The sequence below is a fragment of the Wolbachia endosymbiont of Onchocerca volvulus str. Cameroon genome (genome assembly GCF_000530755.1).
GTDB lineage: Bacteria > Pseudomonadota > Alphaproteobacteria > Rickettsiales > Anaplasmataceae > Wolbachia.
Genome location: NZ_HG810405.1, coordinates 562,501 through 589,486 on the forward strand (window position 1 = coordinate 562,501; position 26,986 = coordinate 589,486).

A 26,986-nucleotide genomic window follows, 5' to 3' on the forward strand; every position below is an offset into this window, starting at 1 on the left:
AAGAAAATTGTGACTATCTTTTAAAAATCCCAATGTCAAATGCAATTGATAGCTTAAATGTTTCAAATGCAGCAGCAATAGTATTATACTCTATATACAGTAAAACACCGCATATAATAATAAAGTGATTTTTTTGCTTGATAAAGATACAGTTTCGTACTACAATAATACTAAGGAATAAAAAGGAGTCATATTTATGTCTTACATGAGAAACGAGCGAGGTGTTTGCTCTCAAGGTATTTATTATAGCGCTGGACTTAGGAGTTACCTAACTAAAGTATATAATTACATGGCTCTAGCTTTAGGTATCACTGGACTTATTGCGTTTTTGACGGTGTTTTCTGGCCTTTTTCAGGTAATTTATTCCAGTCCAGTTCTGTCACTTATAGTAACGCTTTCTCCAGTTGCACTAGTATTTTATATGTCTTTTAGGCTTCAATATCTGAGCTCTCAGTCTACAGTTATTGTATTTCTCTTATTCTCAGTCTTAATGGGGCTTTCCTTATCCCATATCTTCATAGTTTACATAGCAAAAAATATAGCAAGAGCATTTTTTATTACATCGTTTATGTTTGGCTCCATGGCTTTATATGGTAATACTACAAAAAAAGATCTGACTAGCATGGGTTCTTTTCTAATTATGGGAATCTGGGGATTAATCATTACGTCCATAGTTAATTCATTTCTTGGAAGCAGTTCTCTCTATTTTGCAATATCGTTCATATCAGTAATAATTTTTACTCTAATTACTGCATACGATGCTCAAAGGATAAAAGATATCTATTATAGGTACAACGATGGATCAGAACTCGCAGCCACTAAACTAGCTATACTTGGTGCAACTAATCTTTATTTCGACTTTATCAATATCTTCCTCAATTTACTTAGGTTACTTAACTTATTTAATAATAGAGACTAGATGTTTTCCTTCTTAAGAGGAAATAGTAAAGGTTCTATAGCTTTTTTTTTGATATCCTTAGTGGTATTAATGCTATGTCTTACATACATTTCGGTACCACTATATAGTACCTTTTGTAAAGTTACCGGGTATGGCGGCACAACGAGAAAAGTAATCAACACAACAACAAATATAACTAATCAAAAAATTAGAGTCTATTTTAACGCTGATATAATGCCAGATTTATTATGGAAATTTTACCCAGAAACTAGCTACATTGATGTGAACATAGGAGAACAAAATTTAGCTTTCTATTACGCAAAAAATTTATCTGATCAGCTTTCGTTTGGAATGGCAGTATACAACGTCACACCTTTTAAAGCAGGTAAGTATTTTAACAAAGTTGCATGCTTTTGCTTTGAAGAACAAACGCTATTGCCGAAACAAAAAGTAGCCATGCCAGTTTCCTTTTACATAGACCCTGAGATCATGCATGATAATAGCACAAAAGATTTAAGTGAAATAACACTATCATATACGTTTTTCAAGCTTAAATAGTAGAAAATGGGAGAAAGGCTGTAAATATCTTCATGTTTCCAAGTACATATATGAGTCGTAAACGCAGCAAAAAAAACTTTTTTAATTAACTAAACACTACTGTAACATTTGCAATAGCAATCCAGACAACATTTATGCATGTGATAAGTGCGTCAGCAACCTTCTACTATTCAAAGTATCAAGATTAGTTTTTTCTTATAATGAACGTAGTAAAGATATGATTATAAATCATAAAATTTGTGTTAAATAATGAAATATCAGCCAAAATAATAAGAAAAAATATGTATATCAAGAAATCAGGCTATAACGATTCACCACTTCGTGTGTTTAGTAATCTTCTTTTCGTAGTATTTGAGTACTTAGAATAAAGTAAATTATTTAAGAATTAGAACTTTAAGAATCTAGAAAAAAACTGCAATCACTATATAACAATTAATTATACCAAAATCTTCTATGCAGTATGTAGCATTGCTCTCTATAGCAGAATTTTCTAGAAACAGCCTATTTCAACATAACTAAACAAAAAAAGACAGATGCTACTTCAATCAATACATTAATATAACTCAAGACTATCCAGAATAGAATAACTACAAACAGGAATAAAAACAATCCAAATATAACTGATAACCGCAAAAACTGCTAATATTCTATGCAACCTACTTAACTTTACCCAGTAAAAAAAGTTGAACTAGATGTGCAGGTAATTATATAAACGAGCTAGGAAAATTTTTCATCCGTAGTACAAATACTTATCAGTAATAACAATAATAACCATCATTAAGCTGAACAACAATAGAAATATTTCAGTAATAAACATAATTGAATATAAGACCTGCAAACATTAGTAACTTTCTATAGATCTATTTTCTAAAACAAAAGATATTACACTATATTATAAACTTTTGCTAAAACTTTCTTTATATCATCATTCGAAAGCGGAATCAGACCAAGCCTAGATAAGTACTCATTCTTAGCACTGATTGAATCTATCACTTCTCTAATGAACTCTTTTAATCCATCAGTGATATTTAAGTGCTCTTTTTTTATGTAGATATACAAAGGCCTTGCTAATATATATTTTCCTGACGATATATTTTCATAAGTTGGTTCAATTCCTGCAATTGTGCTCCCTTGTACTTTATCTTGGTTCCTCACTAAAAAGCTAAAACTAAATATCCCTAAGGCATTTCTATTACTTTTCAATTTTTGAATTATTATATTTTCATTACTTCCAACTTCTATGTATCTTCCATCATCTCTTATACTACTGCATGCTTTCTTTCTTTCTTCTGGATCCTTATAGCTCTCTTTAAAAACTCTTGAATTCATGCATGAGTATTGATCAAGCATAATGAAATTAATCAAAGTATTGTACGTACCTGTATTTTGATGTGGACCATAAATTTCAATTTCTGTTTTTGGTAAAACATGATTTATATCAAACCAAAACTTCTTATTATTTCTAACCAGTTTACCATTTTCTTCGGAATACGCGGATAAAGTTTCGAACAAATCTTTTTTTGTAAAATCAAACTTATAACTTTGATTCGAATTTGCAATTACAACTCCGTCATATCCAATAATGATTTCTACCACTTCATTAACCTTATTTCTTTTACATAACTCTCTCTCCGCCTCCTTTATAGGACGAGATGAAGCAGCGATATCTGGCGTGTTCTTTCCTACACCTGAACAAAACATCTTGAATCCTTGGCCACTTCCTATCGACTCTACAACTGGAGTTCTAAAAGAAAATACACGACTGAAGTCTTCAGCTATAAATGAGATAAAAGGAAAAACTGTCGAAGATCCAACAATTCTAATATATTTTCTTGCATCAACATTTGATAGCGGCATAAACACTACAAATATAAAAATTAAGAGAAAGCTCCTAGACATTATTTTTCATTAAAGATATAAATCTATAATTATTATAACAAAAGATCAAATTAAAAAATTCTAATTAAGGTACAAACTATTTACCATAAAAATAGATTATTATAATAATAATTAATTTTTATAACTACTTTACTTTCTTCTTTTTTTTTATTATTAACTTTACCTTTTGCTACAGTACTCCCTATCAACAAGTTCTACCACCGCCATTGAAGCACAATCACCCTTTCGGGTGTTAAACTTTATTATTCTAGAATACCCACCTTTACGATCTTGATAACGGCTAGCTAAAGCCAGTAATTTATCAACTGCTAACTTATTATTATGAAGGCGTGAAAGTAAAAGCCTTCTGCCATATAAAGTATTTTTATTCTTAGCAATTGTAATAAATTTTTCCACATACGGGCGAAGCTCCTTAGCCTTCGGCAAAGTAGTTATAATCTGCTCATGGTTTATTAAGGAAATAGAAAGGTTCTTCAGCATCGATAATCTGTGCTTAGTTCGACGAGAGAGTTTACGCTTTTTTATTCTATGTTTCATATATCATTTAATCTTCATCAGTATGTTGTCTAGCTAATTCATCTATATTCTTAGGTGGCCAATCTGGGACATTCATACCTAAAGATAAACCAAAATTATTTAAAACTGCCTTGATCTCATTCAAAGACTTTCTGCCAAAATTAGCAGTCCTCAACATTTCACTCTCCGTTCTCTGAACAAGATCACCTATATAAGTAACATTTTCATTTTTCAAACAATTATGTGACCTAACAGACAACTCCATTTCATCTACCTTACGTAATAAGATAGGATCATAACCTAAATCTCTATAACTACTAGACGAAGAGACTTGTGACGATTTTTTATGACTCGCATCAGAGTTAATAAAGGGCTGCAGTTGCTCTTGTAATATCCTTGCAGCAGAATCAACAGCTTGACTTGGAGAAATTGTACCATCAGTTTCAATCGACAATATCAACTTATCCTTATCAGTAACTTGACCAACACGACTATTCTCTGCTTTATACGAAACCTTGTTAATAGGACTATACAAAGCATTAACTGGGATGAACCCCTTTAAATCCCGTTCACTAATAAGCTTCAAAAGCTCGTTTTCTTTATATTTAGTAACAGGAAGGTAGCCTTTTCCACTAGCTACATATATAGTCATATTGAGCTCCACATTCTGCCCGAGGGTACATATTAGCAAATTCTTATTAACAATAGAACACTGATCATCAGCTTCTATCATTCCAGCCACTACTTGACAAGGCCCTTTAGCACTCAAATTTAAGCTCTTATTAAGAGTACCATTCAATTTACACCTCAACATACCCACATTCAATACTATATCAGTTACATCTTCTCTTATCCCTTGAATTGAAGTAAACTCATGAGTTACACCTTCAATTTTTATTCCATAAACAGCACTACCTATAAGAGAAGATAACATCACACGCCTCAATGCATTACCAAGTGTCAAAGCAAAACCACTCTCCAATGGTTCTAATACTATATCACCTTTTTCATTTGAATTACCTGGTAATATCTTGATTGAATTAGGCCTAGTCAATTTACTTAAACTACTAAAAACAGTAACATTGTCATTACGATACATAAAATACCCTTCTTAAATATTCTATACTCTTCTTTTTTTTCTCAACCTACATCCATTATGAGGAATTGCAGTTTTATCTGCAATTGAGGTTACTGTTAACCCACAGCCTTGGAGTGCTTTAACCGCAGCTTCAGCCCCAAAACCAGGACCACATATTATCACGGAAACAACCTTCATACCAAATTTTTCTACCGCAATCCTTGCAGCAGATTCTGAAGCTTTCCCCGCAGCATAAGGTGTAGATTTTCTTGAACCTGAGAAACCATGTGCACCAACAGAAGTTTGGTACAAAGTGTTACCTTGAACATCAGTTACATTTATAAAAGTATTGTTAAAAGTTGCACGAATATGAACAATTCCAGTGACAAACTTCTTTGTACTTTTACTAACTGTTCTGAACTTCTTCATAAATTCATAATAACTACAAATTTTATTTCTTTCCAGCAATAGATAAGTGAGACCTACCCTTACGAGTCTTAGCATTGGTATGAGTCCTTTGTCCTCTTACAGGCAAACCTTTTCTGTGCCTCACTCCTTTATAGCAACCCATTTCTACTAAAGACTTTATATTCATAGCCACTTCTTTCCTAAGTTCACCTTCTATGGTATAATTTTGTCTAATGAAATTACCGATCCTTTCTATATCCTTATCTTGCAACTCTGAAATACGTTTACCTTTATTAATTTCACAAGCACGGCAAATTGTATTTGCAGTAGCGATACCTATACCATATATATAAGTTAATGCAAAAGGAACACATTTCTTTACTGGAACATTTACACCTGCAACGCGTACCACTAATACTCCAATACTCCACTAGTAATAATTTTTAACTTATACCATAAAATAACTTAGAATCAAATCAAATTACAAGAAATTTTGCTCTCAATCTTTTGTTTCACCTGAACAATATTGAGATTAGCATTAACTGTTAACAATTTATCTTTATAATATTCACGTAAACCACCTATTTGTACATAGTACTCGCTTATTCTTTTACTAATTATAGATAAGTCAGAATCATCAATTCTTCTTTTCAGCCTTGTCCTTTTACATTTTATACAAACAAGATTATCGTTCTTCTTAAAAAAAGATACACTATATGTGTTCTTACAATCCAGACATACAAGTCGATTTCTTAATCTATCAATTGCAATCTTATCATCAATCTCTAACTCAATAACAATATTCACATTTCTATTATATTTCTCTTGCAAAATTTGAGTTAGAAAATGAGCTTGATTTAGATTTCTCGGAAAACCATCTAATAAAAAATTATCATCACCTATCAATGCAAGCTGATTGCATAATAATTCAAATATGACCTCATCTTGAATTAAATTACCAGACTCTACAGTATTCTTTATTTCTTTACCTAACTCACTATTGCTAGATATAATACTTCTCAATATATTCCCTACTGAAATTAACTTTAAGTTATACTTTGCTACTAGAAAACTTGACTGAGTACCTTTACCGGAACCAGGAAGACCAAAGATTATAATAATCATCTTAATTTTCTTGTTCTAGACTCATACTTCTTTATCCAACTATCATACCTATTCGAAAAAATGTAAGATTGTATTTGCATAATAGTATCAGTAACAACATTGACTATAATCAATAAGCTTGTTCCACCAAAAATAAACGGTATACTATAATAATATCTTATAACTTCAGGCACAGCACATATAACCACTAGATATACAGAGCCAATAAATGTTAACTTTAGAACTATTTCTTGAAGGTAATCAGAAGTATGTTTTCCCGGCCTTCTACCAGGTATAAAACCACCATTTCTTTTAAGAAAATTAGCATTTTCTTCTGAATTAAATATAAAATTGGTGTAGAAAAAGTTGAAAAATACTATAAGTGCTAAATAAGCTATAATATAAATTACTTTATTTACTACAAAGCAATTTAAAATAAAATCAGAAAAAGCATAACCCCTATAAAAATTTGCAATTGAAATAGGGGTCAATAAAACTGCATTGGCAAAAATAGTTGGTATTACACCAGATAAATTAATCTTTAACGGTATATAAGTAAAATCGTCATTATGTAACTTTTTAAACTGCTTTCTAGGATACTGAACAATGACTTTTCTATAAGAAGACTCTGTAAAAATAACCAAAAGCAACAGCAAGAAAAATACTATTAAAATAAAAAGTATAATAAGCAACGATATACTACCATTTTTATTCAATGTCAACAGTGACGAAAAAGCACTATATAATTCTGATATTATACCTGTAAAAATGATTAATGAGATGCCGTTACCTACACCACTAGCACTAATTTGTTCACCAAGCCATATTAGAAATATCGTTCCACCTAAAAGGCTAAAGGCCCCTACTGTACGAAACATAAAACCAGGTTCGACTACAATCAGTACTCCTTCCTTATTCATTCTTTCTAATCCTATTAAAATAGCAACTGATTGAAATAGACAAAATACTATAGTCATATAATATATGTAAGAACTCATCTTTCGACGTCCCAATTCTCCATCGTTCTTAACTTCACTAATTCCTTTGATTGCAGAAGATAATAACTGCATAACTATAGATGCAACTATGTACGGCATAACACTTAGTGCCAAAATTGTCATTCTAGCTAATGCACCACCAGAAAACAGATTAAATACTCCAAAGACACCAGAACCTTCTTTAGGAAAGATATCATTAATTATATCAAGATTAATTCCAGGAATAGGCACATAAGTACCCAAACGATAAAAAATTAAAGCGATTAGCGTAAAAAATATACGCTTCAATAAATCACCTTTATACAATAATGCAGTATCCAAATTATTAAATGCGGACTTACTGTTCATTATTTATGATAGTACTTCTACACTACCACCAACTAAAACCACAGATTTTTTTGCAGCTTCCGATGCAAAGTCAACATAAAACACACATTTCTCACTCAACTTACCTTTATTAAGAAGCTTGATTTTGTTCTTAACAGACTTTATAAAACCTAATTTACATAGTATTTCCTTATTTACAACAGAACCTTTTACTATCCTTTTAGCCTCTATTAAACGCTGCACATCACCAACATTAATTATTGAGCATATATTTCTACGTACAGGATTAAAACCTCTTTTAGGTAAACGAGTATATATAGACTGTTGTCCACCTTCAAATCCATTTATAGAAACACCACTCCTAGCCTTCTGCCCTTTATGACCTCTACCAGATGTTTTACCTCTACCACAACCAATACCCCTACCTAGTAACTTAGACTTTTTTTTCTTTGATAACTTATTAAATATAGAGTTTAATTTTATAGCACTATTCATATTTTACCTATTTTCAACTATCTCACTAATTTTTTTACCTCTTTTGCTCGCAACTTGACGAGGAGATAACATACTACTAAAAGCCTCAAATACTGCATAAATAACGTTATGAGGATTATTCGATCTCATAGACTTAGCTACTACATCTTTTATACCTAGCACTTCAAAAACTGCCCTAATCGCCCCACCAGCAATAATACCTGTTCCAGCTCTAGCTGCCCTTAAAACTATCTCACCAGAACAAAACTTAGCTTTAATATCATGATGTAGAGTTCTACCTTCACGCAAGTATACTCTAATCATCGATTTTTTTGCAGCATTTACAGCCTTTACTCTTGCTTCAGCAACTTCTGCATGTTTACCCATTCCACACCCTACTCTACCTTTCTCATCTCCAACAACAACTAAAATTGAAAATGAAAATCTTCTACCACCTTTTGTAACTGTTGTCACTCTCCGTACTGAAACTAAAAGCTCTGATAAATCATCATTACCTTGTAAATTCTTTACAGCCATATCCAAAACTTCTTAAAACTTAAACCCAGAATTTCTTAAAGAATCAGCAAATTGAGAAATTAACCCTGTGTACTTATATGGTCCGCGATCAAATACCAATTTTTGTTCTAACTTCATATTAGATAACCGCTCAACCATTAAAGAAGAAACTTGTTTTATAGTTTTAGCGTTAACCTTACTTTTACATGCATTCCTAATTTTAGCATCCAAAGTAGAAGCAGAAACGAGAGTTACTCCCTTTTCATCATTGATTAATTGAACGTAAAAATGCTTATTAGACTTAAATATGGATATACGTAAACGTTTCTTATCACCATAACTAAGCTTTTTTCTATTACGCAACTTCCTTTTTTCAAAATTACTCAGAAAATTATATAACCTTCTCATCTTAATTAATTTTTTTTACTTACAACTTTACGCAACATAAACTTACCTTTCATTATAATACCCTTACCTTTATAAGGGTCATATTTTCTAATTTTACATATATCAGATGCTATCATATAGACTTTCTGCTTGTCCATACCACTAACTACCAAGTGAATTGGTTTTATACACTTGATTTTAATATCTTTGGGCACTTTATACTTAACATTATGACTATAACCAAGATACAAAGTCAAATATTTACCATTACACTCTGCTTTATATCCTACACCATTAACCTCAAGATCAACAGAAAAATCATTAATCATACCATTAATAATATTATTAATATTACTTCTATAAGTACCCCACATAGGCTTTATCTCATCATAATCACCCTTGCCTTGATTAATAGAAAGCAGCAACTGATTATCAACAACACAACACACAATACTACTGTTTAATCTAAGCCTTTTTTCTGCTTTAACACTTTTTATCAATATCTCACCATCATCATACTCAACTGAAACACCAACAGGAATATTTACAGGTGCGGCACCTACACGAGACATAAACTTCTCCTATCACTTAAAATACACGACACAAAATTTCCCCACCAACTTTTAACTTACGCGCATTGTAGTCCGTCATTACCCCTTTAGACGTAGATATAATAAAAACACCAAGCCCATTATATGCTTTAGCAATATCCTTATACCTAGAATAACGACGACAACCCGGTTTTGATACTCTAACTATGTCAGTAATTACAGGCAACCTCTCGTAATACTTCAATTTTATAACAAAAAACGGCACATTACCTGTAACCTCCTTCTGATAATTAAGAATATATCCTTCATCTTTCAAAATCTTCAGTATAGAAGAATTTACTCTAGAGAACAAAACTCTCGTTGTCCTATGCATTGCTAATTGAGCGTTACGTATCCTTGTTAAAAAATCCCCAATACTATCAGATAAAGCCATAATATACTCCTTATATTTATTCACCAACTAGATTTTGTAACTCCTGGGATTTTTCCAAAAGCACATAAATCACGCAAAACAATCCTACACAAACCAAATTTCCTATACACTCCCCTTGGCCTACCAGTTAAAATACACCTATTTCTAATTCTGATTTTAGAAGAATCTCTAGGCAATTTTTTAATTAACTTATTTTGAGCAGCAAATCTTTCATTCATAGGCATATCTTTATTGTTTACTATAGATTTTAATTCCCTTCTTTTTTCCTTATATTGATCACACAACTTCACTCTACGAAGATTCCTTTGTATCATAGATTTTTTTGCCATATATTTATCCTCTTTAATCAATCAAAAAAGGGAAATCTAAAAGCTAGTAATAACTGTTTTGCTTCTTCATCACTACTTGCACTTGTTATAATATTTACATCCATACCTCTAATCTTACTTACTTTATCATAATCTACTTCTAAAAATGAGATATGTTCCTTTATTCCAAAGGAAAAATTACCATTACCATCAAATTGTTTTACACTAAATCCTCTAAAATCCTTTTCCCGTGGCAAAGTGATATATATCAATCTTTCTAAAAATTCATACATTTTATCTCTACGTAAAGTTACCTTACAACCTACTGTAGCATCTTTTCTTATCTTGAACCCAGAAATAGATTTTTTTGCGGAAGTTAAAATAGGTTTTTGCCCTGTAATTAAATGTAGACAGCCAAACGGCTCATTTATTGCTTTACTATCTACAGCAGCATCACCAACACCCATATTAATACATACCTTAACAAGCTTAGGCACTTGCATTATATTGCTATAGTTAAACTTATCTTTCAAGGATTTTATTATGCTACCTTTATACAATTCTTTAAACATATTACCTAATCTATTACTTCCTCAGAAACTTTCGCAAAACGTACCTTTTTACCATCTATAACCTTAAACCCTATTCTAGTTGGAGCTTTATATTTAGGATCCAACATTGCAATGTTAGATATATCAATAGCCAATTCTTTACCTAATATACCACCACTATCACCTGCTTTTGGCTTGGTATGCCTTTTATACACATTTACTCCAGAAACAATTGCCCTCTTTTTAGCATTATGCATTAAAATTTTAACTACCTTGCCAATTTTGCCTTTATCCCTGCCAGCTAAAACTATAACGTCATCGCCACTTCTTATTTTCGCACTCATTATAAAACCTCAACAGCCAGTGACATTATTTTCATAAAAGAACCAGACAACAATTTTTTCACCGGACCAAATACTCGAGTACCAAGCGGTTCACCTTGATTATTAATTAAAACTACAGCATTACTAGAAAAACGAATTACAGAGTTATCAGACTTTCTAATACGACTTTTCACTCTAACAACAACTGCTCTATATACTTTTCCCTTTTCAACTTTCCCCTTCGGGTTGATAGATTTAGCAGATACAATAACTGTATCACCTACAGATGCAAACTTCCTGCCACCCAACAAGCCAATACAAAGCACTTTACGTGCACCAGAATTATCAGCCACTTCTAACAATGTATTTTTTTGAATCATATGAACATCTTACCCAACTTGAACAACAATCCACTTTTTAGTGGCAGAAATAGGTTTATGTTCTTGTATAAAAACTTTATCCCCTGCTTTGCAAGTATTATTTTCACTATGTGCTGTATACTTTCTATATTTTTTTATGACTTTTTTATATAGCCTATCCTTATATACCTGCAGTACTAAAACCTTTACAGTTTTATCACACTCAGCTTTAATTACAACACCACACAAAATTTTCTTAGGCATTCTTTTACTCTATCGTTCTTTCATTTAACACAGTTAAAATACGAGCTATATTTTTCCTTATCAAACTAAAACGCGTAACATTGCTACACTGTCCCAATTTTTTTTGAAAAACCAAATTAACAAACTCTTTCCTTAAATTTATAAGAACTTCATACAACTCTTGCGAGGATTTCGATCTAATCTCAATTATACCCATCGTAATTTTACTCAACTATAATTAGATACAAATTTACATTTTATAGGAAGCTTGGCAATTGCTTTTTCAAGTGCTAATTTTGCCAAATGCATGGAAACACTACCACTAATTTCAAATAACACCCTACCAGGCTTAGTTTTAAATATCCAAAATTCAACACTACCTTTCCCTTTACCCATCCGCACATCAGCAGGTTTTTTACTAACAGGAATATCAGGAAAAATTCTTATCCACACTTTACCAGAGCGTTTCAATGTTCTAGATATCACACGTCTTACAGCTTCAATATGCTTAGACTGAATCCTACCTGCTTCTATAGCTTTTAAGCCATAATCTCCAAAAGACAATGTACTACCAGCTTTTGTACTACCCTTAATTCTCCCTTTAAACACCTTTCTATATTTACTTTTTTTAGGGACAAACATTCCAATATACCTTAATTAATAATATAAACCCAAACTCTAACTCCTATAATACCATATACAGTCTTTGCTTCACATAAAGCATAATCTATATTAGCACGTAAAGTGTGTAAAGGTAAACGACCTTCCTTATACCATTCGGTACGAGCTATTTCAGCCCCACCAAGACGTCCAGAACAACTTATCTTAATACCTCCTCCTCCCATCCTCAAACAACTTTGAATAGCTTTTTTCATCGCTCTTCTGAATGAAACCCGTTTTTCTAACTGCTGTGCTATGCTGTTTGATATCAAGGCTGCATCTATTTCAGGCCTCTTTACTCCTACCACATTCACTTCTACATTATCTTTTACTTTTTGAATTATTTTTTGTTTTACCTTCTCAATATCCAAGCCTTTCTTACCTATTATCACTCCAGGTCTAGAAGAGTGTATTGTTACAGACATCAAATCACCTTTACGCTCTATAATTATTCTGGAAAGACCTGCATGCTTAAAAGATTTATTTATGTAACTACGAATAAACAAATCCTGGTGCAATTTTTCTTTATAATCTTTATTAGCATACCAAATGGAATCCCAGGTATTAGCATTTATCTTCAACCTTAATCCTATAGGATTAACCTTTTGTCCCATATTTTATACTTTTCCTCACTAATTTTATATTTTTACGAATTATACAATTTCCTCTAGCTTTATAGTTAAATTGCTGTAATACTTATTAACCCTATTAGCCCTACCCATAGCCTTTGGATATATTCTACGCAAAGTAAAAGACTTGCCTACCAAGATTTCCTTTATATATAGACTGTCAATATCTAACCCATAATTATGTTGAGCATTGGCAACTGCAGAATCTAATACTTTCGCTATAAGACCAGCAGCTCTCTTTTCACAAAACTTCAACTGGACATTAGCAAAAGAAACCTTTTTATTACGTACTAAATTGGCAACCAAACTCAATTTACGAGGAGTTGATTTTAAAACTCCAGAACTAGCTTTAATTACTGCAAATCTACTTTTCATACCAATTACCTTCTTACCGCTTTTTTATCACCACTATGACCATTAAATTTACGGGTAGGTGAAAATTCACCAAACTTATGACCTACCATATTTTGATCATTAACACTAACGGGAACATAATCTTTACCGTTATAAACAGCAAATTTTAAACCTAAACAATTAGGAAGAATTATAGAAGCTCTAGAGTGAATCTTTATTACTTTATTAATAGTACCCTCTTTTAAAACCCTATTCACCAATTTTAATACAGAAGGATGACAAAAAGGTGGTTTCCATACAGATCTACTCATAAACTAACCTTTCAACTGTTTTATATACTTGTTACTAAATTTATTTTTCTTTCGAGTTTTTTTTCCTTTTGTTGCAACACCCCAAGGAGTAACAGGATGACGTCCACCAGAGGTTTTTCCTTCTCCACCTCCATGAGGATGATCAACTGGGTTCATAGCAACTCCACGAACAGTAGGTCTAATCCCCAACCATCTACTTCTCCCTGCTTTACCCAGTTTTCTATTCTTACGATCAGGATTAGATACTGCACCAATAGTAGCCTTACAAGAAGATAAAACCAATCTAACTTGACCAGACCTTAACCGTAATAATACATAGTTACCATCATGACCGACAATTTGTGCATAACAACCAGCAGCTCGAGCAATTACAGCACCATTACCTGGCTTCAATTCAACACCGTGAACAAAAGAACCAATAGGTATACATTTTAACGGTAAACAATTACCTGCTACTATATCAGCACTATCACTTGACATCACATAATCACCAGGCTTTACATTTTGAGGAGCTAATATATAAGATTTAGTATTACTACTTCCATATAATATTAACGCTAAAAAACCACTCCTATTCGGATCATACTCTATTTTTTCAACTATACCTTGATCACCTCTATTGCGTTTAAAATCTACAATTCTATACTTTTTTTTATGGCCACTACCTTTATGAGAAGTTGTAATCCTACCACAATTATTCCTTCCACCGCTAGACTTTTTACCAAATGTAAGAGATTTCTCTGGCTTACCTTTTGACAACCCAACTCTACTTATCAACACAGTTCCACGAGAAGACGGAGTAACAGGATTAAGAAATTTTACGCCCATATTAAACACTCATTATATTTAATTTTTGACCATCTATTAAAGAAAAATAAACCTTCTTTTTTTGTTTTTCATAACCAGACACACCTTTAAAACGCCTACGTTTAGGCCTAACTATAACAACATTTATAGAGGAAACTTTAACTCTAAATAGAGATTCTATTGCCAACTTTATTTTATGCTTATTTACATTCACAAAAACATACAAAGAATATTTATTAAATTTCTCTTTCAAAAAAGAAGCTTTCTCTGTAACTATAGGACATTTAATTATATTATTATATTTTATCATAATAACCTGTCTTCAAGGTCTTTTAAAGCATCATTTGTTAGCATCACGCACTCATGATTTAATATATCAAAAACGTTTAATCCGATAGGCTTGATCAAGTTTATATGATGCAAATTTCTAGTAATCCGCAATAAATTATCTCCATAGTCACCAACCATCAAAAAGGAAGAAAATTTAAAATTTTTAATAAATTTACATACTTCAGATGTTTTCTCCATATTAATATCTAAACTATCAAGAACAATTATTTGATTATTAAAATATTTTAAAGATAAAGCGATTTTTAAACCAAGCTTACGCACTTTTTTATTAAGAGAATAGGCATGACTTCTCACAACAGGACCAAAAACAATTTCCCCACCTCTAAATTGAGGAGATCGTAAGCTACCTTGTCTTGCCCTACCAGTACGTTTTTGACTATAAGGCTTAGCTGTTGTACCAGAAATATCACTGATACCTCTTGTTTTATGAGTACCAGCTCTTCTTTTTGCTAATTGCCATGTAACTATATCGTGCAAAATACTCAATTTTTGTTTAACAAAAAATATCAAAGGGTTAAGCTGAACAACACCTACATCACCACTAGACAAACTAACTAATTTACATTCCATAACTAACTTACCAAATTACTAGTATTAACATCATTTGTATCTAACAGCAAACTTACTGAAAAAAGAGCATTTTTATGTAAAGGCTTCTTAACTGCGTCCCTTACAAAAACGTAAGAATTTCTAAATCCAGGAACATTATTGCCTTTTATAGCAATAATACTATTTTCATGATCAATAAATAATACTTTCATATTCTGTACAGTTACCCTACTACTACCTAAATGACCAGCCATTTTCTTTCCTTTAAAGACTCTACCAGGATCCTGACACTGACCTGTAGAACCTTGCGACCTATGAGCAATAGAAACACCATGAGACGCTCTAAGTCCACTGAAATTATGCCGCTTTATTACACCAGCAAATCCTTTACCAATCGAATATCCTGTAATATCAAGATATTGACCAACTATAAAATGGCTAACATCTACTTTCTTACCACATCTTATCCCTGAGAGGTTATTTAATCTACTTTCATATAACCTGCATCTACTTTTTATTCCTCTTTTCTTCAAATATTCTAACTGAGGCCTTGCAATATTTTTAAAATCTCCAGTACCTAAAATAACTGAATTATACCCACACTTATCCTGCTCTTTTACATCAACAATATAAGTTTCATTGAGATATAATAAAGTTACAGCGACATGACCACTATTATAATATATAGCAGTATGACCAACATTTTTCATTAACAAACCAATTCTTTTCAGTGAACTTATTCTTTTCATTCCCTCTTCCTAAACTTTATAACCTTCTTAATTTTTGAATTAACTTCTACTCCAGGAAGAGGAGAAGGGAAAGATGAACTTCCAAGCATTTGTACTATAGTAGGAGTAGGATTATATAAAACAATCAAACGCTTAGAAGTCCTCCGTTCAAGTTGTTCACGAGATTTTTTATCAACATGAGGAGATCTATTAACATTAAATTTAAGATTGCTCCTTGGTAAAGCAACCGGACCGGATAATCTTGTGCCAGAATGTTTTAACTTATCCTTAAATTCACGCACAAACTTTCTAACATATTCTTCCAATCTTGAACAATCAAAAGCTTCTATTTTAATGTGTATTTCTTGCTCCATCTTAGTTACCACCACTTATTCTAAAATTTCGGAAACAACACCAGAACCAACGGTTCTACCACCTTCTCTTATTGCAAAACGCAATCCCTTATCCATTGCTACCGTTGCCTGCAATTCTACTTCTACACTTAAATTATCTCCTGGCATTACCATTTCTTTCCCTTTTAACAATCTTATACTTCCTGTTACATCTGTAGTTCTTATATAAAATTGCGGCTGATAATTTTCAAAAAATGGTGTATGTCTTCCTCCCTCTTCTTTTTTTAATATATATACCTCTGCCTTAAACTTCTTGTGCGGTGTTATTGAATTTGGCTTTGCCAACACTTGACCCCTTTCTACTTCTTCTCTTTTCGTTCCTCTTAGCAATACCCCTACATTTAATCCAGCAGATCCCTTATCTAGACACTTCTTAAACATTTCTACTCCTGTACATATCGTCTTTCGTGTTGCTTTTAAACCTACTATCTCTACCTCTTCGCCCGTTCTTATTTCTCCCCTTTCTATCCTCCCTGTTACTACTGTTCCACGTCCCAGTATTGAAAATACATCCTCAATTGGCATTAAAAATGGTAAATCCACAGGCCTTGATGGAACTGCCACATATTCATCTAACTTTTCCATTAGTTTCTCTATTGACTTCTTTCCATATTCACTATCTCCATTTTCCAGAGCTTTTAATGCAGACCCAATCACCACAGGAACATCGTTACCAGGAAATTCATACTTACTCAGCAATTCTCTAACTTCCATTTCTACCAAACCAATCATATCGTGATCAGCCACATCAGCTTTATTTATATACACAACGATATACTTAACACCAACTTGCTTTGCAAGTAATATGTGTTCTCTTGTTTGCGGCATTGATCCATCAACTCCAGACACTACTAATATAGCTGCATCCATCTGTGCTGCACCTACTATCATATTTTTCACATAATCAGCATGCCCAGGACAGTCAACATGTGCATAGTGTCTCTTATCTGTTTCATACTCAACATGTGCTGTTGCTATCGTTATTCCCCTTTTTCTCTCTTCAGGTGCTTTATCTATTTGATCATATGCTACGAAATTTCCATAATACTTCGTTATCGCAGCTGTTAACGTTGTTTTTCCATGATCCACATGTCCTATTGTTCCCACATTTACATGCGGCTTACCAAATGCCTCTACTATTCGTGCCATAATCTAAATTCTTCTACCTAAAATGTAAATACATCAACAGTAATATATTGATTTTATAAAAATACAACAAAAAAAAAGAGCGGATAGTGGGATTCGAACCCACTTCACTAGCTTGGAAGGCTAGAGCTCTACCAATTAAGCTATACCCGCACAATGGAGGAGATAGGATTCGAACCTATGTACGCTTTCGCGGACAGATTTACAGTCTGTTACCTTTAACCACTCGGTCACCCCTCCATAAAAACCTGTTAAAAAAGTATTGTCCCAGTATTTCAACCTAATCCTTCATTATATTTAATAATAAATGCCTAAAATTAAAAAATCAAGCAGTAAAACCTTTAATAATTTTAATTATGCAGACTTTATTTTATATAATTTAATATTGTTAATAAAGTACCTAAACAAATAATGTGAATCATGAGTACCTGGCGCTTCTTCTGGATGGTATTGCACAGAGAAAACTGGATAATTTTTCATCATTATTCCTTCTATACTGTTATCGAATAGAGAAATGTGAGTAATCTCTACGTTTCTTGGTAAGAAAAACGGATCAACAACAAAGCCATGATTTTGGCTAGTGATCTCAACTTTTCTGCTATTTATATTATAAACTGGATGATTGCTCCCTCGGTGACCAATATTCATCTTAATAGTTTTTGCTCCCAAGGCAATCGCAAGTAACTGATGACCCATACATATTCCAAGAATTGGTATTTTGGACTTTATAATGACATTTATTTCTGGAGTTACGGTCTCTCCTATTTCTTGTGGATCACCAGGACCGTTTGAAAGCACTATGCCATCCGGACACATATTTAATATTCTTTGAGAAAACCCTTTATTTGGCTTAATTAGTTTAATTATGCAGCCAAGTTCTATTAAGCGTGAAACTATACTAGATTTCACGCCAAAATCAACTATTATGACTTTATACTTTTCAATATTTTGAGCTCCGGTGTCAGTAACTTGGACAACAGAAGACTTACTAATATCATTGTTTAAACTGACTACATCAATTATTTCCATTCCATTTATAGGTTTATATTCACCCAATTCGTTTGATAGATCTTCTATCACTTGAATAGTGCGATCACTATAGGCACCAGCATTACACCCTGAAGGATAGGTTAATGAACATATTATTCCATTTTGATACCCATACTTCCTTAAGTGTCTCGTTAAGGCTCTAGTATCAACTCCTGATATTCCAACTACATCATTTCTCTCTAACCAATCATTTAAACTAATATATGAAGAAGGATGAGATGCAGGAGAAAGTTCACGCATAATTACACCGCTTGCAAAAATTTTTTTTCCTTCATTATCTTTGCTGTTTATCCCAATATTACCAATATGAGGGAAAGTAAACATTATAATTTGATCAGCAAAAGAAGGATCAGTTATAGTGTGCTGGTAACCAGTAGCACCAGTAGTAAAACAGATCTCACCTACACACTTGCCCTTTTTACCTATTGACTTTCCCAAAAAGCATTTACCACTTTGTAAAACTAAAACCGCTTCCTGCACTTAATTCTCTCTAATTGATTCAAGGTAGTATATAAGAGTTTTTAACAATACAATAGGTAAAAAACTCCTTCTAAAATTTTAAATCGTAATTGTAAATGGGTAAAGAATAACATGAGAAACACTTTCAATATACTCTTACATAAAACATGTCTTGACCACTTTCACACTTCATGTTAATTTAAATAAGTTATTTTTTAAGCAGAATAAAGAGCTTGCGATGTACAATAATGAAGATCAATCTAAGAGAATAAATAAAAAGCGGCACATTATAGCAGCTAGTTTATTATTACTCGTAGTAACGCTATCATCAATTTTTCTTTTAGCAAAAATGGTTATAGGGCTAGCTATAGCTTCAATTATAGCAACAGCGACAAAAATTATCTCTAAAGCAGTATCGAATGTCTTAAAGGATAAACAGGCAGATCAAAATCAAGTAACGCAAAAAACTACACAAAATAAAATCACAAATTTAGCTATTGGGCTAATGTCTATATTTGCAGGAGGATTATCACTGCTTATTTTAGTACAAACTGGTTTAACTTCAGCATGTGCAGCCATAGCTGCTTTAGCTCTATATGAACCTTTTAAAGGCGAGAAAATAGGCAAAAGCATAGATGAAAAACTAGATAATGCAGTTAATGGTACAACTCATTTTGTTATTAGTAGTGTCGAGAAATTTATTTCACCACAAAGCTGCCAGGTATAGCCTGCTTTGATGTTTGCTTTAGTACATTAATCAAGTAAATTGTATAATTCGTTTGCATTTCTCCTACTAACATAAATTGAATATACGTAGAGTCCACTTACTCTATAAATTTTTTCATCATGCTTGATTTCAAACCACGGATAAAATCTGCAACCGTGCAAGGATTTCTTCCTTCCATTTGCACCACTTTAGGAATTAAAATGCCGCTTTTTAAGCTTATGTGCATATCATCATTAATAATCTCACCTTGTGCTGAAGTTAAAGATAGATTTACTTTAAAATCAGCATCAAGTATTCTGAGACGTTTGTTTTCTATTTTGACAAACGCCTTAGGATAAAACGCTTTAACTTTCCTATAGGCAACTTCACAAGCATTACTTGCATATATTCTATAATCTTCCACTTTATCAGCGTAACATACATTATCATCTCTCTGTTCTAAAGGAACCTGTTTTTCAATTTTATTCAATATCTCCATCAGCAAATTACTGCCTAATATAGATAATCTATCATACAACGTCTTGTAATTATCATTTTTTCCAATAATAAACTTTTTCTGCTTTAAAATAGGACCAGAATCCAACCCTTCATTCAACTGTATAATGCTAACCCCAGTTTCTTGGTCTCCTGCTAGAATTGCACGTTGTATAGGAGCTGCACCGCGCCATCTAGGCAACAATGAAGGATGAATATTAATACAACCGTATTTGGGAACATTCAAAATTTCTTTTGGAAGAATCAATCCATATGAGACAACAACTACAATATCTGGTTTAAAATTTCTAAGCTTTTCTTGCTCTATTAAAGTCTTTAGAGACGTAGGAGTACATACCTCTATATCATTTTCTTCAGCGATAGCATGTACAGGAGATTTTGTTAGCCTTTGCCCACGCCCTGATGGTTTTGGAGCCTTAGTATATATTGCTATTACCTCATTTTCTGACTTTAATAATAGGTTTAGTGTGCCAACAGCAAATTCAGGCGACCCCATAAAAACAACTCTCATTCTACTTCGCTTAGGAGATTTAAGAATTTTCTACTAACTTGCTGCTAACAGCTTCTACTAATTTTGTGAAATCATCTTTATAATTAACAGCCATTTCAGCAAGAATTTTTCTATTTAAATCAATTCCAGCAAGCATAAGCCCATGTATAAACCTACTATAAGTAAGCCCATGTTCTCTTACTGCTGCATTAATACGTATTATCCACAAACTGCGAAAATCACGCTTGCGATTTTTTCTATCCCTGTAAGAGTACAGCAATGCTTTTTCAACCTTTTGCAGAGCAATTCTGTAACAATTTTTTGCACGTCCCCTGTATCCCTTTGCTAATTTTAATATTTTTTTATGACGAGCGTGAGTAGTAACTCCACGTTTTACTCTAACCATTCTATTTTACCTCCATTTTATTAGACACCATAAGGTATATAAAGCTTAACTATACGTGAGTCAGACTTACCAAGAATTATCGTACCGCGCTGATTACGAATGCTAGATTTACTCCTTTTCACCATACCATGTCTTTTGCCTGATTGAGTAGAAATAACTTTACCTTTAGCTGTAAGATTAAAACGTTTTTTAACAGAAGATTTAGTTTTTAATTTCATTTTCTTCATATAAACTCACAAACATTATCACTAAACTGCTTTTTATGAAAAGTAGCTAATATAGCATAAATAACTTTACTAAAGAATAAAACAGCATTGTAACTTATAATGCTATAATATGCAATCTAAAAGCTACAGCACAAGCTAAAATTGTATATTAAAGAAGCTTAGATGTAACCAAGCCCAGTATATGTGTTATATTTTTATCTCCGAATGGTAACAACATCTGCTTCACTTTAATACTTTCACTTTCTTCCTTTTCATTGATCAAGCACTCACTATCTACTACAAAGTCAAATTTATCAATGATTACATCTACTTTATATAACTGCAAAAATAATGCATCAATTGTATATTTACTATCAATACGCATATTTTTTTTTTAAACCCATAGAATTGAACAGCCTTTCCTCTTACGTTTTCACAAATATAACCTCGATAATAAAATAATGCTGCCAAAGATTCCATTATTTCAGCGATGTCTGTATTGTGCCTTTCCGGCCAGCTTCTTATCTGATCCTTTTGTCTCATTCCAGTACTGAGTCACTACATTTGCTATTCTTCTTTCTTCACATATGTAAAATTCCATTCTAACATTCACATACAAAACATAGATATAAGCTAAATTTATTGTGAATAATTGATTTTTTCTTAATCGCAAAGGTACTTATTAATTAAATTTTTACTCTACTATTTAAGTGATACAGATGCTTTTAACGTAAGTCCACACTTTTTCAGTTAGCTTTTTGGCTATGAACACAAAATTTACATCTCTACACCTATATCTATTCATCACTACTTTCCTCACTATTTATTTTACTGATTAAATAATCTCTTAATTCAGTAAATTCTTATAATAAAATTATTCGAACTACGATTGACTTTTATACCATTATTAAATTCTTTTTGTACTCTTTCTATTATATACTTTTTATCATATAGCATGTGCTTTATCTTCCTTATAATCCTTCTATACATTTATAATCATATAGTCTCCTTCCTTTGTGTTTTACAGGTTTTATTTGACAGAATTGACTCTCACAGAATTTTAAAACACGTTGTTTCAAGTATAGTTCTTCAGTAACTTTTCCAATAGCGTAGAGTAAATTTTTCCTACCCACTAATTAATTTTTATTACTTTTAAGAATTTTAAAAAGACTGAATTTTTGCTTAAATTATCACTTTTTTGATGTTTTCGATATATTTCCTGGTCTTTCCTTCTTTTTTTTGACCAAGAATATTTCATAAGCTTACCTTTACTTCATCCAATATATCGCCTATTATTACAGCAGAGTTTTCTTTCAACAATTAGATTTCTTGATTTATACCTTCAACTATTATTGCTTTAGTTACTGTTACATCTTTTACCGTAACATAATTTACAATTTATTATAATATATAAATATGAAATACAATGATCAACTCGAGATTCAGCTACTTTATTTTCATGATACATCTCTTCTATAATAAAATTAAAAATATTAACTGGTAACTACCAACGTTTTAAATATTATAAAAACGCTATTTAATGATCTGCAAGAGGTGGTTAAAATTGATGCTATGGCTCTTCTACCTCCATAGTAAACACAAACCTATTGAAATAATAGATGACGATGTACTAATGTCCCTCGTTTTACAATTTCGCCTCCAACAAAACATGCACATATACTCTGCAAAAAAAAACAAACGTCAACACTCAAAACATATGATATTAACTTTTAAATAACTGTATAGTAAAACAATAATTGAAACACCTTGTAACAGAGTAGAAGCAGAAATGACATATCTTCTATTTTCAAGTAAATTCAAGATTCAATTTGTAATTAAAGCACCAATTACAAGACTAAACTATACAATATTGCAGCTTGCTATACTGACTCTATTGTATTAAATACTAAGTTGCTCAATAATCTTAAAGCCCATCAAGGTATTAAGCACTAGAAATATTCTAGAAGTAATAGCATCCATCGACTATCGAGGTTATATCTAAGAGATATCTCCTTGGTTTCAAGTACCACAAACACAAAGCATATTACCATTTTTATGGAGCTCTTTATTACATGTTTTTTAAAAGCCGCTTTCCGAAAGTATGTTTAGATAAAAAACATAAATACTAAAATAGCATCATGCATAAATCGGACTTTCTAATATGTACCTTAGCAAGAAAGCTAGAGAACAATACTTGAACTATTAGTGCAGAAAAGCTTAGAATTGTCTACATTAGTGAAAACGTCAATTCAAACCGAACAAGGAAAAAATAAGTGCTGCTTACATAAGTAGCCACAATAAAACCAAACGATGCTCCAATTGCAGTTAATACTTGAGATAAAATTTAATGAGAAATATTTTCACTATTAATAGGAATAAAAACCTAAGAACCATAATTAATAATAAGAAAAAAGTAATTTTTTTCACTAAGAAAATATTAAATATCGCTCTACTGAAAAAACTATAAGATGGCAAAAATTCAAGTATATGCTGAATCAGCCAGTGCAATTTGCACGATTATAGGACTAAGTTCTTTTTCAAAACTCACACTTACATAAAGTGTAGATTATCTGCATGTTATTGATTATAACAACTGGGTTATTAATCAGCCAAATAGACTAAGCTTTAACTCTACTTTCCATAAAACTTGTTTTTATAAGTAGTTCATTGATAACTTAACACCAACTCTTTTTCAAAACTATATGTAACCATGTTGCATGGTGATAGATATAAGTGTTAAAGACAAGAACTCTTAACCTTTTAGATTTATTATATTATTAAACAATTTTCATCTTAGTAATATAGCACAACAAAATGAGTCTCAATTCAAAAATTTGAGCAATACATTTGCAAGAATAAATAATAACATTGATTCTGTAAGGTTAGTTATACTGAATTTACGAGGAAACAAAAAATTAGTTAAAGAAAAATTTTAGCGCCATATATGAATGGTAAAAAGAACTGTCGGTTCAATTCAAGTTTAATGCTCAAGTTATATAATAGTTGCAATAATATCACAGAAAAAACGCTACTGAGTAACATAATTAAGTACAAAGAAAAAGAAGCTGCACGTGTGCTACTAATCAAATATTTATTAAAAAAGATAGCTAACGTTAATATGAAAGATAGCTATAGCGAAAACCCATAGTATTATTTATATCAAAAAAGGTAAGAGCAAAGAAGTAGCAAAGTTATTATTAGACACAGGAGCAGACAAAATGTAATGGATATGATAATGCTCATAATTCAGAAACTTTACTATTTATAGTATGCTGTTATTCTGGTGAAAGTCTTAATATAGAAACACCAATACCTTTTTACATCAGCTTACCCATTAAACGTTTATGATATCAGATAAAGAGCAAACTTTAAAGAACAACTTCCCGATTTGATAAAGCTCCTTATAGAACAATGAGACTAACATTTATGTAATAATAACCAAAATGACATCCTTGAAGATCTTATTGCCAAGAGTTTTATAGTCATCACACGTAAACGATAAGAAATTTGTTACCTCTGTACAAAAATTTAAAAAAAAATAAAAACATTCAAGAAAGTAACATAGAAAGTTGTTTAAGGTAGCAGAGTAAAAAAAAGACTTTAGATCACTTGCTGATATTATAACGAAAATAGTTCAATCAGTATAAGAAGCATTCAAGTTTGCAATAAAAGTAGTAATTCAAATACTTAGAATACAAAGTATAAAATTTGCCACTAAAGGTGCTCTTAAGAAACAGGATGGCTTGTTACCGAGGTGTTAATTGTCTTAGAAGTTTTTCATAAATTAGTAAAATTGAAAAAAATTACTTTTTACCATAACCTTAATTACAGCAAGATATATAAAATTTTTACTAGATATTGTAAATAAATCTTATTCTTTGATAGCCCTCTGTTCCTGTTGATCCAAGCAGAAGCCCTTTTTGCAACCCGCTTTCTTAGCCGTATTTTTAAATCCTTACTTTCTTGTTGATAGCAACCTAGTTAGGGTATCTCTGTGTATCTAAAGTCTACTATGCCTTTTTTCTTACCTTTTACTTTTCTACCCTCACCGTAGTTTTTAACTCCCCCTTTTCCTACTGTTTTGACAGATTGACTTTAACTTATACGAGGCTTAGCTGTTTATCTCTTCTTATCTCTCTCTTAAATATGTTCAAGAATTCATAATTCAATTTTTCAAGGATTCACCGCTTTTCACAACAGAAAATTGAATAATAAGTACCTACATTGATATCCTCTACATAATATCATAATATCTGCAAAATCGCATTTAATATCTGTCTTCCGTTGTATTTTAATAATCTCCTTACTTCTTTATATAAGACTCTGAAATATTCTTCCGTTCTACTTAAATCTATTAGATATCTTTCCTCATTTCTCACTCACTACTTTATCGCCATATACTACTACCCATATCCCTTAATTTATCAATAATTTCCAATGGCTATATCAGCATTAGAGAAGATATGAAAAATATTAGCAATAGGTTCTTCTGAGAAAATGAATAAAATTAATAAACAAAATAATAAATGACAAACTAAAAATATAATTAGGTTAACCAAATACACTGAAACACATTTAGTAGTTTTTGCACACAGTTTGCTTTAACTTTAATATTCATGTTCCGTCCTCTATATCGCTGTTTCATCCACTTATTAATAGTTAAACAGCAATAAAACTGTCTGTGTTACTATCTGGATTAATTTATTTCTAAGTCAACTAGCTAGTATTAAATACAAACAAAATAAGCACTTCCAGCGATCAAAAACAACCAGCACAAGATATTAAGAAAAGTTTTCTTTTTCTTTAACAGAGTTACTCTAGATTCTCAACAAAATAAGCTGTTTTGTCTTTTTTTTCCTTATACTCTTCTGCAGTGCTCAAAGGTTGCTTTTTAGCTGTAATATTTGGCCATTTCTGTGAATATTCTACATTGATATTGTAAAACAACTTGAAATTTCTTTGTTCTCTGCTCAGCAACTCTTCATCTAATTCTAAAATGTCTTTTATAGAATCATCAGTTACAATTGCATCTACTGGACATTCAGGTATACACACTCCACAATCAATACACTCATCTGGATTAATTACAAGCATGTTTTTACCCTCATAAAAGCAGTCAACAGGACACACCTCTACACAATCTGTATATTTACATTTTATGCATTTATCGGTAATAAAATGTGTCATATAAGTAGCGTATATTTATACATTTTGAGTACACTAAACTGATAAGAAATTCAAATCTTTTCATTATAGATTAAATGTTAATAAATA

The 26,986-nt window shown here is 31.7% G+C and carries 38 protein-coding genes, 2 tRNA genes and 1 pseudogene (1 of these 41 cut by a window edge); 5 read left to right on the forward strand and 36 right to left on the reverse strand.

The window, feature by feature from the left end; translation table 11 throughout:
* The 3 genes from rlmB to WOVOC_RS02275 form a co-directional block, all read left to right on the forward strand.
* On the forward strand, positions 1 to 128 hold the 3' end of the coding sequence (rlmB, locus tag WOVOC_RS02265; RefSeq protein ID WP_025264190.1) for a 23S rRNA (guanosine(2251)-2'-O)-methyltransferase RlmB. Its footprint begins 643 nt before the window's first position; only the last 128 of its 771 coding nucleotides appear in the window; its start codon lies beyond the left edge, outside the window; its stop codon occupies positions 126 to 128.
* Between the two features lie 68 nt (positions 129 to 196).
* Complete coding sequence (locus WOVOC_RS02270) at positions 197 to 919, forward strand: Bax inhibitor-1/YccA family protein (protein ID WP_025264191.1); 723 nt, start codon at positions 197 to 199, stop codon at positions 917 to 919.
* Positions 920 to 1,456 carry a cytochrome c oxidase assembly protein gene (locus WOVOC_RS02275; RefSeq protein ID WP_025264192.1) on the forward strand — a complete coding sequence of 179 codons (537 nt, stop codon included), beginning with the start codon at positions 920 to 922 and terminating at the stop codon, positions 1,454 to 1,456.
* 882 nt (positions 1,457 to 2,338) lie between these two features.
* On the opposite strand, the gene WOVOC_RS02280 is transcribed toward WOVOC_RS02275, so the two are convergent.
* From WOVOC_RS02280 to carA, 31 genes and pseudogenes are all read right to left on the reverse strand, one after another.
* Entirely contained in the window at positions 2,339 to 3,355 is a 1,017-nt protein-coding gene (locus tag WOVOC_RS02280; protein WP_025264193.1) for a substrate-binding domain-containing protein, read from the reverse strand.
* Between the two features lie 80 nt (positions 3,356 to 3,435).
* Positions 3,436 to 3,892 (reverse strand): annotated as a pseudogene (gene rplQ / locus WOVOC_RS02285) (50S ribosomal protein L17).
* 7 nt (positions 3,893 to 3,899) lie between these two features.
* Positions 3,900 to 4,970, reverse strand: a complete 1,071-nt coding sequence (locus tag WOVOC_RS02290) for a DNA-directed RNA polymerase subunit alpha (protein ID WP_025264194.1) — start codon at positions 4,968 to 4,970, stop codon at positions 3,900 to 3,902.
* A gap of 21 nt (positions 4,971 to 4,991) precedes the next feature.
* The gene (gene rpsK / locus WOVOC_RS02295) at positions 4,992 to 5,378 is read right to left on the reverse strand and encodes a 30S ribosomal protein S11 (RefSeq protein WP_025264195.1); all 387 of its coding nucleotides are present in this window, start codon (positions 5,376 to 5,378) and stop codon (positions 4,992 to 4,994) included.
* 22 nt (positions 5,379 to 5,400) lie between these two features.
* Positions 5,401 to 5,769: a 30S ribosomal protein S13 gene (rpsM, locus tag WOVOC_RS02300; protein ID WP_025264196.1), complete on the reverse strand. Its 369-nt coding sequence runs from the start codon at positions 5,767 to 5,769 to the stop codon at positions 5,401 to 5,403.
* A gap of 59 nt (positions 5,770 to 5,828) precedes the next feature.
* The gene (locus tag WOVOC_RS02305; RefSeq protein WP_025264197.1) at positions 5,829 to 6,482 is read right to left on the reverse strand and encodes an adenylate kinase family protein; all 654 of its coding nucleotides are present in this window, start codon (positions 6,480 to 6,482) and stop codon (positions 5,829 to 5,831) included.
* Positions 6,479 to 7,807 carry a preprotein translocase subunit SecY gene (gene secY, locus WOVOC_RS02310; protein WP_025264198.1) on the reverse strand — a complete coding sequence of 443 codons (1,329 nt, stop codon included), beginning with the start codon at positions 7,805 to 7,807 and terminating at the stop codon, positions 6,479 to 6,481. The genes WOVOC_RS02305 and secY overlap by 4 nt, the downstream gene beginning before the upstream one ends.
* 3 nt (positions 7,808 to 7,810) lie before the next feature.
* Positions 7,811 to 8,281, reverse strand: coding sequence for a 50S ribosomal protein L15 (gene rplO, locus WOVOC_RS02315; protein ID WP_044104084.1), 471 nt, complete (start codon positions 8,279 to 8,281; stop codon positions 7,811 to 7,813).
* A gap of 3 nt (positions 8,282 to 8,284) precedes the next feature.
* Positions 8,285 to 8,797, reverse strand: a complete 513-nt coding sequence (rpsE, locus tag WOVOC_RS02320) for a 30S ribosomal protein S5 (RefSeq protein ID WP_014869290.1) — start codon at positions 8,795 to 8,797, stop codon at positions 8,285 to 8,287.
* Between the two features lie 12 nt (positions 8,798 to 8,809).
* Complete coding sequence (gene rplR, locus WOVOC_RS02325) at positions 8,810 to 9,184, reverse strand: 50S ribosomal protein L18 (RefSeq protein WP_025264200.1); 375 nt, start codon at positions 9,182 to 9,184, stop codon at positions 8,810 to 8,812.
* Between the two features lie 5 nt (positions 9,185 to 9,189).
* Positions 9,190 to 9,735 (reverse strand): 50S ribosomal protein L6, encoded by a 546-nt coding sequence (gene rplF / locus WOVOC_RS02330; protein WP_025264201.1) that lies wholly within the window; start codon positions 9,733 to 9,735, stop codon positions 9,190 to 9,192.
* Positions 9,736 to 9,751: 16 nt separating this feature from the next.
* Positions 9,752 to 10,147 (reverse strand): 30S ribosomal protein S8, encoded by a 396-nt coding sequence (gene rpsH / locus WOVOC_RS02335; protein ID WP_014869293.1) that lies wholly within the window; start codon positions 10,145 to 10,147, stop codon positions 9,752 to 9,754.
* A 20-nt stretch (positions 10,148 to 10,167) separates the two neighbouring features.
* Positions 10,168 to 10,476 carry a 30S ribosomal protein S14 gene (gene rpsN, locus WOVOC_RS02340; RefSeq protein ID WP_014869294.1) on the reverse strand — a complete coding sequence of 103 codons (309 nt, stop codon included), beginning with the start codon at positions 10,474 to 10,476 and terminating at the stop codon, positions 10,168 to 10,170.
* 17 nt (positions 10,477 to 10,493) lie between these two features.
* The gene (rplE, locus tag WOVOC_RS02345; RefSeq protein ID WP_014869295.1) at positions 10,494 to 11,027 is read right to left on the reverse strand and encodes a 50S ribosomal protein L5; all 534 of its coding nucleotides are present in this window, start codon (positions 11,025 to 11,027) and stop codon (positions 10,494 to 10,496) included.
* Between the two features lie 5 nt (positions 11,028 to 11,032).
* Entirely contained in the window at positions 11,033 to 11,350 is a 318-nt protein-coding gene (gene rplX, locus WOVOC_RS02350) for a 50S ribosomal protein L24 (RefSeq protein ID WP_014869296.1), read from the reverse strand.
* Positions 11,350 to 11,709 (reverse strand): 50S ribosomal protein L14, encoded by a 360-nt coding sequence (gene rplN, locus WOVOC_RS02355; RefSeq protein WP_014869297.1) that lies wholly within the window; start codon positions 11,707 to 11,709, stop codon positions 11,350 to 11,352. The genes rplX and rplN overlap by 1 nt, the downstream gene beginning before the upstream one ends.
* A gap of 9 nt (positions 11,710 to 11,718) precedes the next feature.
* Entirely contained in the window at positions 11,719 to 11,952 is a 234-nt protein-coding gene (rpsQ, locus tag WOVOC_RS02360; RefSeq protein ID WP_025264202.1) for a 30S ribosomal protein S17, read from the reverse strand.
* A 4-nt stretch (positions 11,953 to 11,956) separates the two neighbouring features.
* On the reverse strand, positions 11,957 to 12,148 hold the full coding sequence (rpmC, locus tag WOVOC_RS02365; RefSeq protein ID WP_014869299.1) for a 50S ribosomal protein L29: 192 nt from the start codon (positions 12,146 to 12,148) through the stop codon (positions 11,957 to 11,959).
* An 11-nt stretch (positions 12,149 to 12,159) separates the two neighbouring features.
* Positions 12,160 to 12,573 (reverse strand): 50S ribosomal protein L16, encoded by a 414-nt coding sequence (gene rplP / locus WOVOC_RS02370; protein ID WP_014869300.1) that lies wholly within the window; start codon positions 12,571 to 12,573, stop codon positions 12,160 to 12,162.
* A gap of 11 nt (positions 12,574 to 12,584) precedes the next feature.
* Positions 12,585 to 13,205 carry a 30S ribosomal protein S3 gene (rpsC, locus tag WOVOC_RS02375; protein ID WP_014869301.1) on the reverse strand — a complete coding sequence of 207 codons (621 nt, stop codon included), beginning with the start codon at positions 13,203 to 13,205 and terminating at the stop codon, positions 12,585 to 12,587.
* 39 nt (positions 13,206 to 13,244) lie between these two features.
* Complete coding sequence (gene rplV, locus WOVOC_RS02380; RefSeq protein ID WP_014869302.1) at positions 13,245 to 13,595, reverse strand: 50S ribosomal protein L22; 351 nt, start codon at positions 13,593 to 13,595, stop codon at positions 13,245 to 13,247.
* Between the two features lie 5 nt (positions 13,596 to 13,600).
* The gene (gene rpsS, locus WOVOC_RS02385; RefSeq protein WP_014869303.1) at positions 13,601 to 13,885 is read right to left on the reverse strand and encodes a 30S ribosomal protein S19; all 285 of its coding nucleotides are present in this window, start codon (positions 13,883 to 13,885) and stop codon (positions 13,601 to 13,603) included.
* Between the two features lie 3 nt (positions 13,886 to 13,888).
* The gene (rplB, locus tag WOVOC_RS02390) at positions 13,889 to 14,713 is read right to left on the reverse strand and encodes a 50S ribosomal protein L2 (protein ID WP_014869304.1); all 825 of its coding nucleotides are present in this window, start codon (positions 14,711 to 14,713) and stop codon (positions 13,889 to 13,891) included.
* 1 nt (position 14,714) lies between these two features.
* Positions 14,715 to 15,002 carry a 50S ribosomal protein L23 gene (locus WOVOC_RS02395; protein WP_014869305.1) on the reverse strand — a complete coding sequence of 96 codons (288 nt, stop codon included), beginning with the start codon at positions 15,000 to 15,002 and terminating at the stop codon, positions 14,715 to 14,717.
* Positions 14,999 to 15,613 (reverse strand): 50S ribosomal protein L4, encoded by a 615-nt coding sequence (gene rplD / locus WOVOC_RS02400; RefSeq protein ID WP_014869306.1) that lies wholly within the window; start codon positions 15,611 to 15,613, stop codon positions 14,999 to 15,001. The genes WOVOC_RS02395 and rplD overlap by 4 nt, the downstream gene beginning before the upstream one ends.
* A 2-nt stretch (positions 15,614 to 15,615) precedes the next feature.
* Positions 15,616 to 16,341: a 50S ribosomal protein L3 gene (rplC, locus tag WOVOC_RS02405; protein WP_014869307.1), complete on the reverse strand. Its 726-nt coding sequence runs from the start codon at positions 16,339 to 16,341 to the stop codon at positions 15,616 to 15,618.
* Positions 16,338 to 16,694, reverse strand: coding sequence for a 30S ribosomal protein S10 (gene rpsJ / locus WOVOC_RS02410; protein ID WP_014869308.1), 357 nt, complete (start codon positions 16,692 to 16,694; stop codon positions 16,338 to 16,340). The genes rplC and rpsJ overlap by 4 nt, the downstream gene beginning before the upstream one ends.
* A gap of 15 nt (positions 16,695 to 16,709) precedes the next feature.
* Entirely contained in the window at positions 16,710 to 17,882 is a 1,173-nt protein-coding gene (gene tuf, locus WOVOC_RS02415) for an elongation factor Tu (RefSeq protein WP_025264205.1), read from the reverse strand.
* A gap of 78 nt (positions 17,883 to 17,960) precedes the next feature.
* Positions 17,961 to 18,032, reverse strand: a tRNA-Gly gene (locus WOVOC_RS02420).
* Between the two features lie 4 nt (positions 18,033 to 18,036).
* Positions 18,037 to 18,119 (reverse strand) — tRNA-Tyr (locus tag WOVOC_RS02425).
* Between the two features lie 114 nt (positions 18,120 to 18,233).
* Complete coding sequence (gene carA, locus WOVOC_RS02430; RefSeq protein ID WP_025264206.1) at positions 18,234 to 19,409, reverse strand: glutamine-hydrolyzing carbamoyl-phosphate synthase small subunit; 1,176 nt, start codon at positions 19,407 to 19,409, stop codon at positions 18,234 to 18,236.
* A 217-nt stretch (positions 19,410 to 19,626) separates the two neighbouring features.
* Between carA and WOVOC_RS02435 the strand changes: the two genes are divergently transcribed.
* A complete protein-coding gene (locus WOVOC_RS02435; protein WP_025264207.1) occupies positions 19,627 to 20,115 on the forward strand; it encodes a hypothetical protein in 489 nt (162 codons plus the stop codon).
* A gap of 97 nt (positions 20,116 to 20,212) precedes the next feature.
* Here the strand turns inward: WOVOC_RS02435 and fmt are convergent, their stop codons facing one another.
* From fmt to WOVOC_RS04765, 4 genes are all read right to left on the reverse strand, one after another.
* Complete coding sequence (fmt, locus tag WOVOC_RS02440) at positions 20,213 to 21,121, reverse strand: methionyl-tRNA formyltransferase (protein ID WP_025264208.1); 909 nt, start codon at positions 21,119 to 21,121, stop codon at positions 20,213 to 20,215.
* 19 nt (positions 21,122 to 21,140) lie between these two features.
* The gene (gene rplT, locus WOVOC_RS02445; RefSeq protein ID WP_014869313.1) at positions 21,141 to 21,506 is read right to left on the reverse strand and encodes a 50S ribosomal protein L20; all 366 of its coding nucleotides are present in this window, start codon (positions 21,504 to 21,506) and stop codon (positions 21,141 to 21,143) included.
* Between the two features lie 20 nt (positions 21,507 to 21,526).
* Positions 21,527 to 21,733 (reverse strand): 50S ribosomal protein L35, encoded by a 207-nt coding sequence (gene rpmI / locus WOVOC_RS02450; RefSeq protein WP_014869314.1) that lies wholly within the window; start codon positions 21,731 to 21,733, stop codon positions 21,527 to 21,529.
* Positions 21,734 to 21,881: 148 nt separating this feature from the next.
* On the reverse strand, positions 21,882 to 22,097 hold the full coding sequence (locus WOVOC_RS04765) for a hypothetical protein (RefSeq protein WP_232500368.1): 216 nt from the start codon (positions 22,095 to 22,097) through the stop codon (positions 21,882 to 21,884).
* A gap of 2,559 nt (positions 22,098 to 24,656) precedes the next feature.
* Between WOVOC_RS04765 and WOVOC_RS04655 the strand changes: the two genes are divergently transcribed.
* Positions 24,657 to 24,860: a hypothetical protein gene (locus WOVOC_RS04655; protein WP_014869315.1), complete on the forward strand. Its 204-nt coding sequence runs from the start codon at positions 24,657 to 24,659 to the stop codon at positions 24,858 to 24,860.
* A gap of 1,664 nt (positions 24,861 to 26,524) precedes the next feature.
* Here WOVOC_RS04655 and WOVOC_RS02475 read toward each other — a convergent pair.
* On the reverse strand, positions 26,525 to 26,899 hold the full coding sequence (locus tag WOVOC_RS02475) for a ferredoxin family protein (protein WP_025264209.1): 375 nt from the start codon (positions 26,897 to 26,899) through the stop codon (positions 26,525 to 26,527).
* Positions 26,900 to 26,986: the final 87 nt, after the last annotated feature.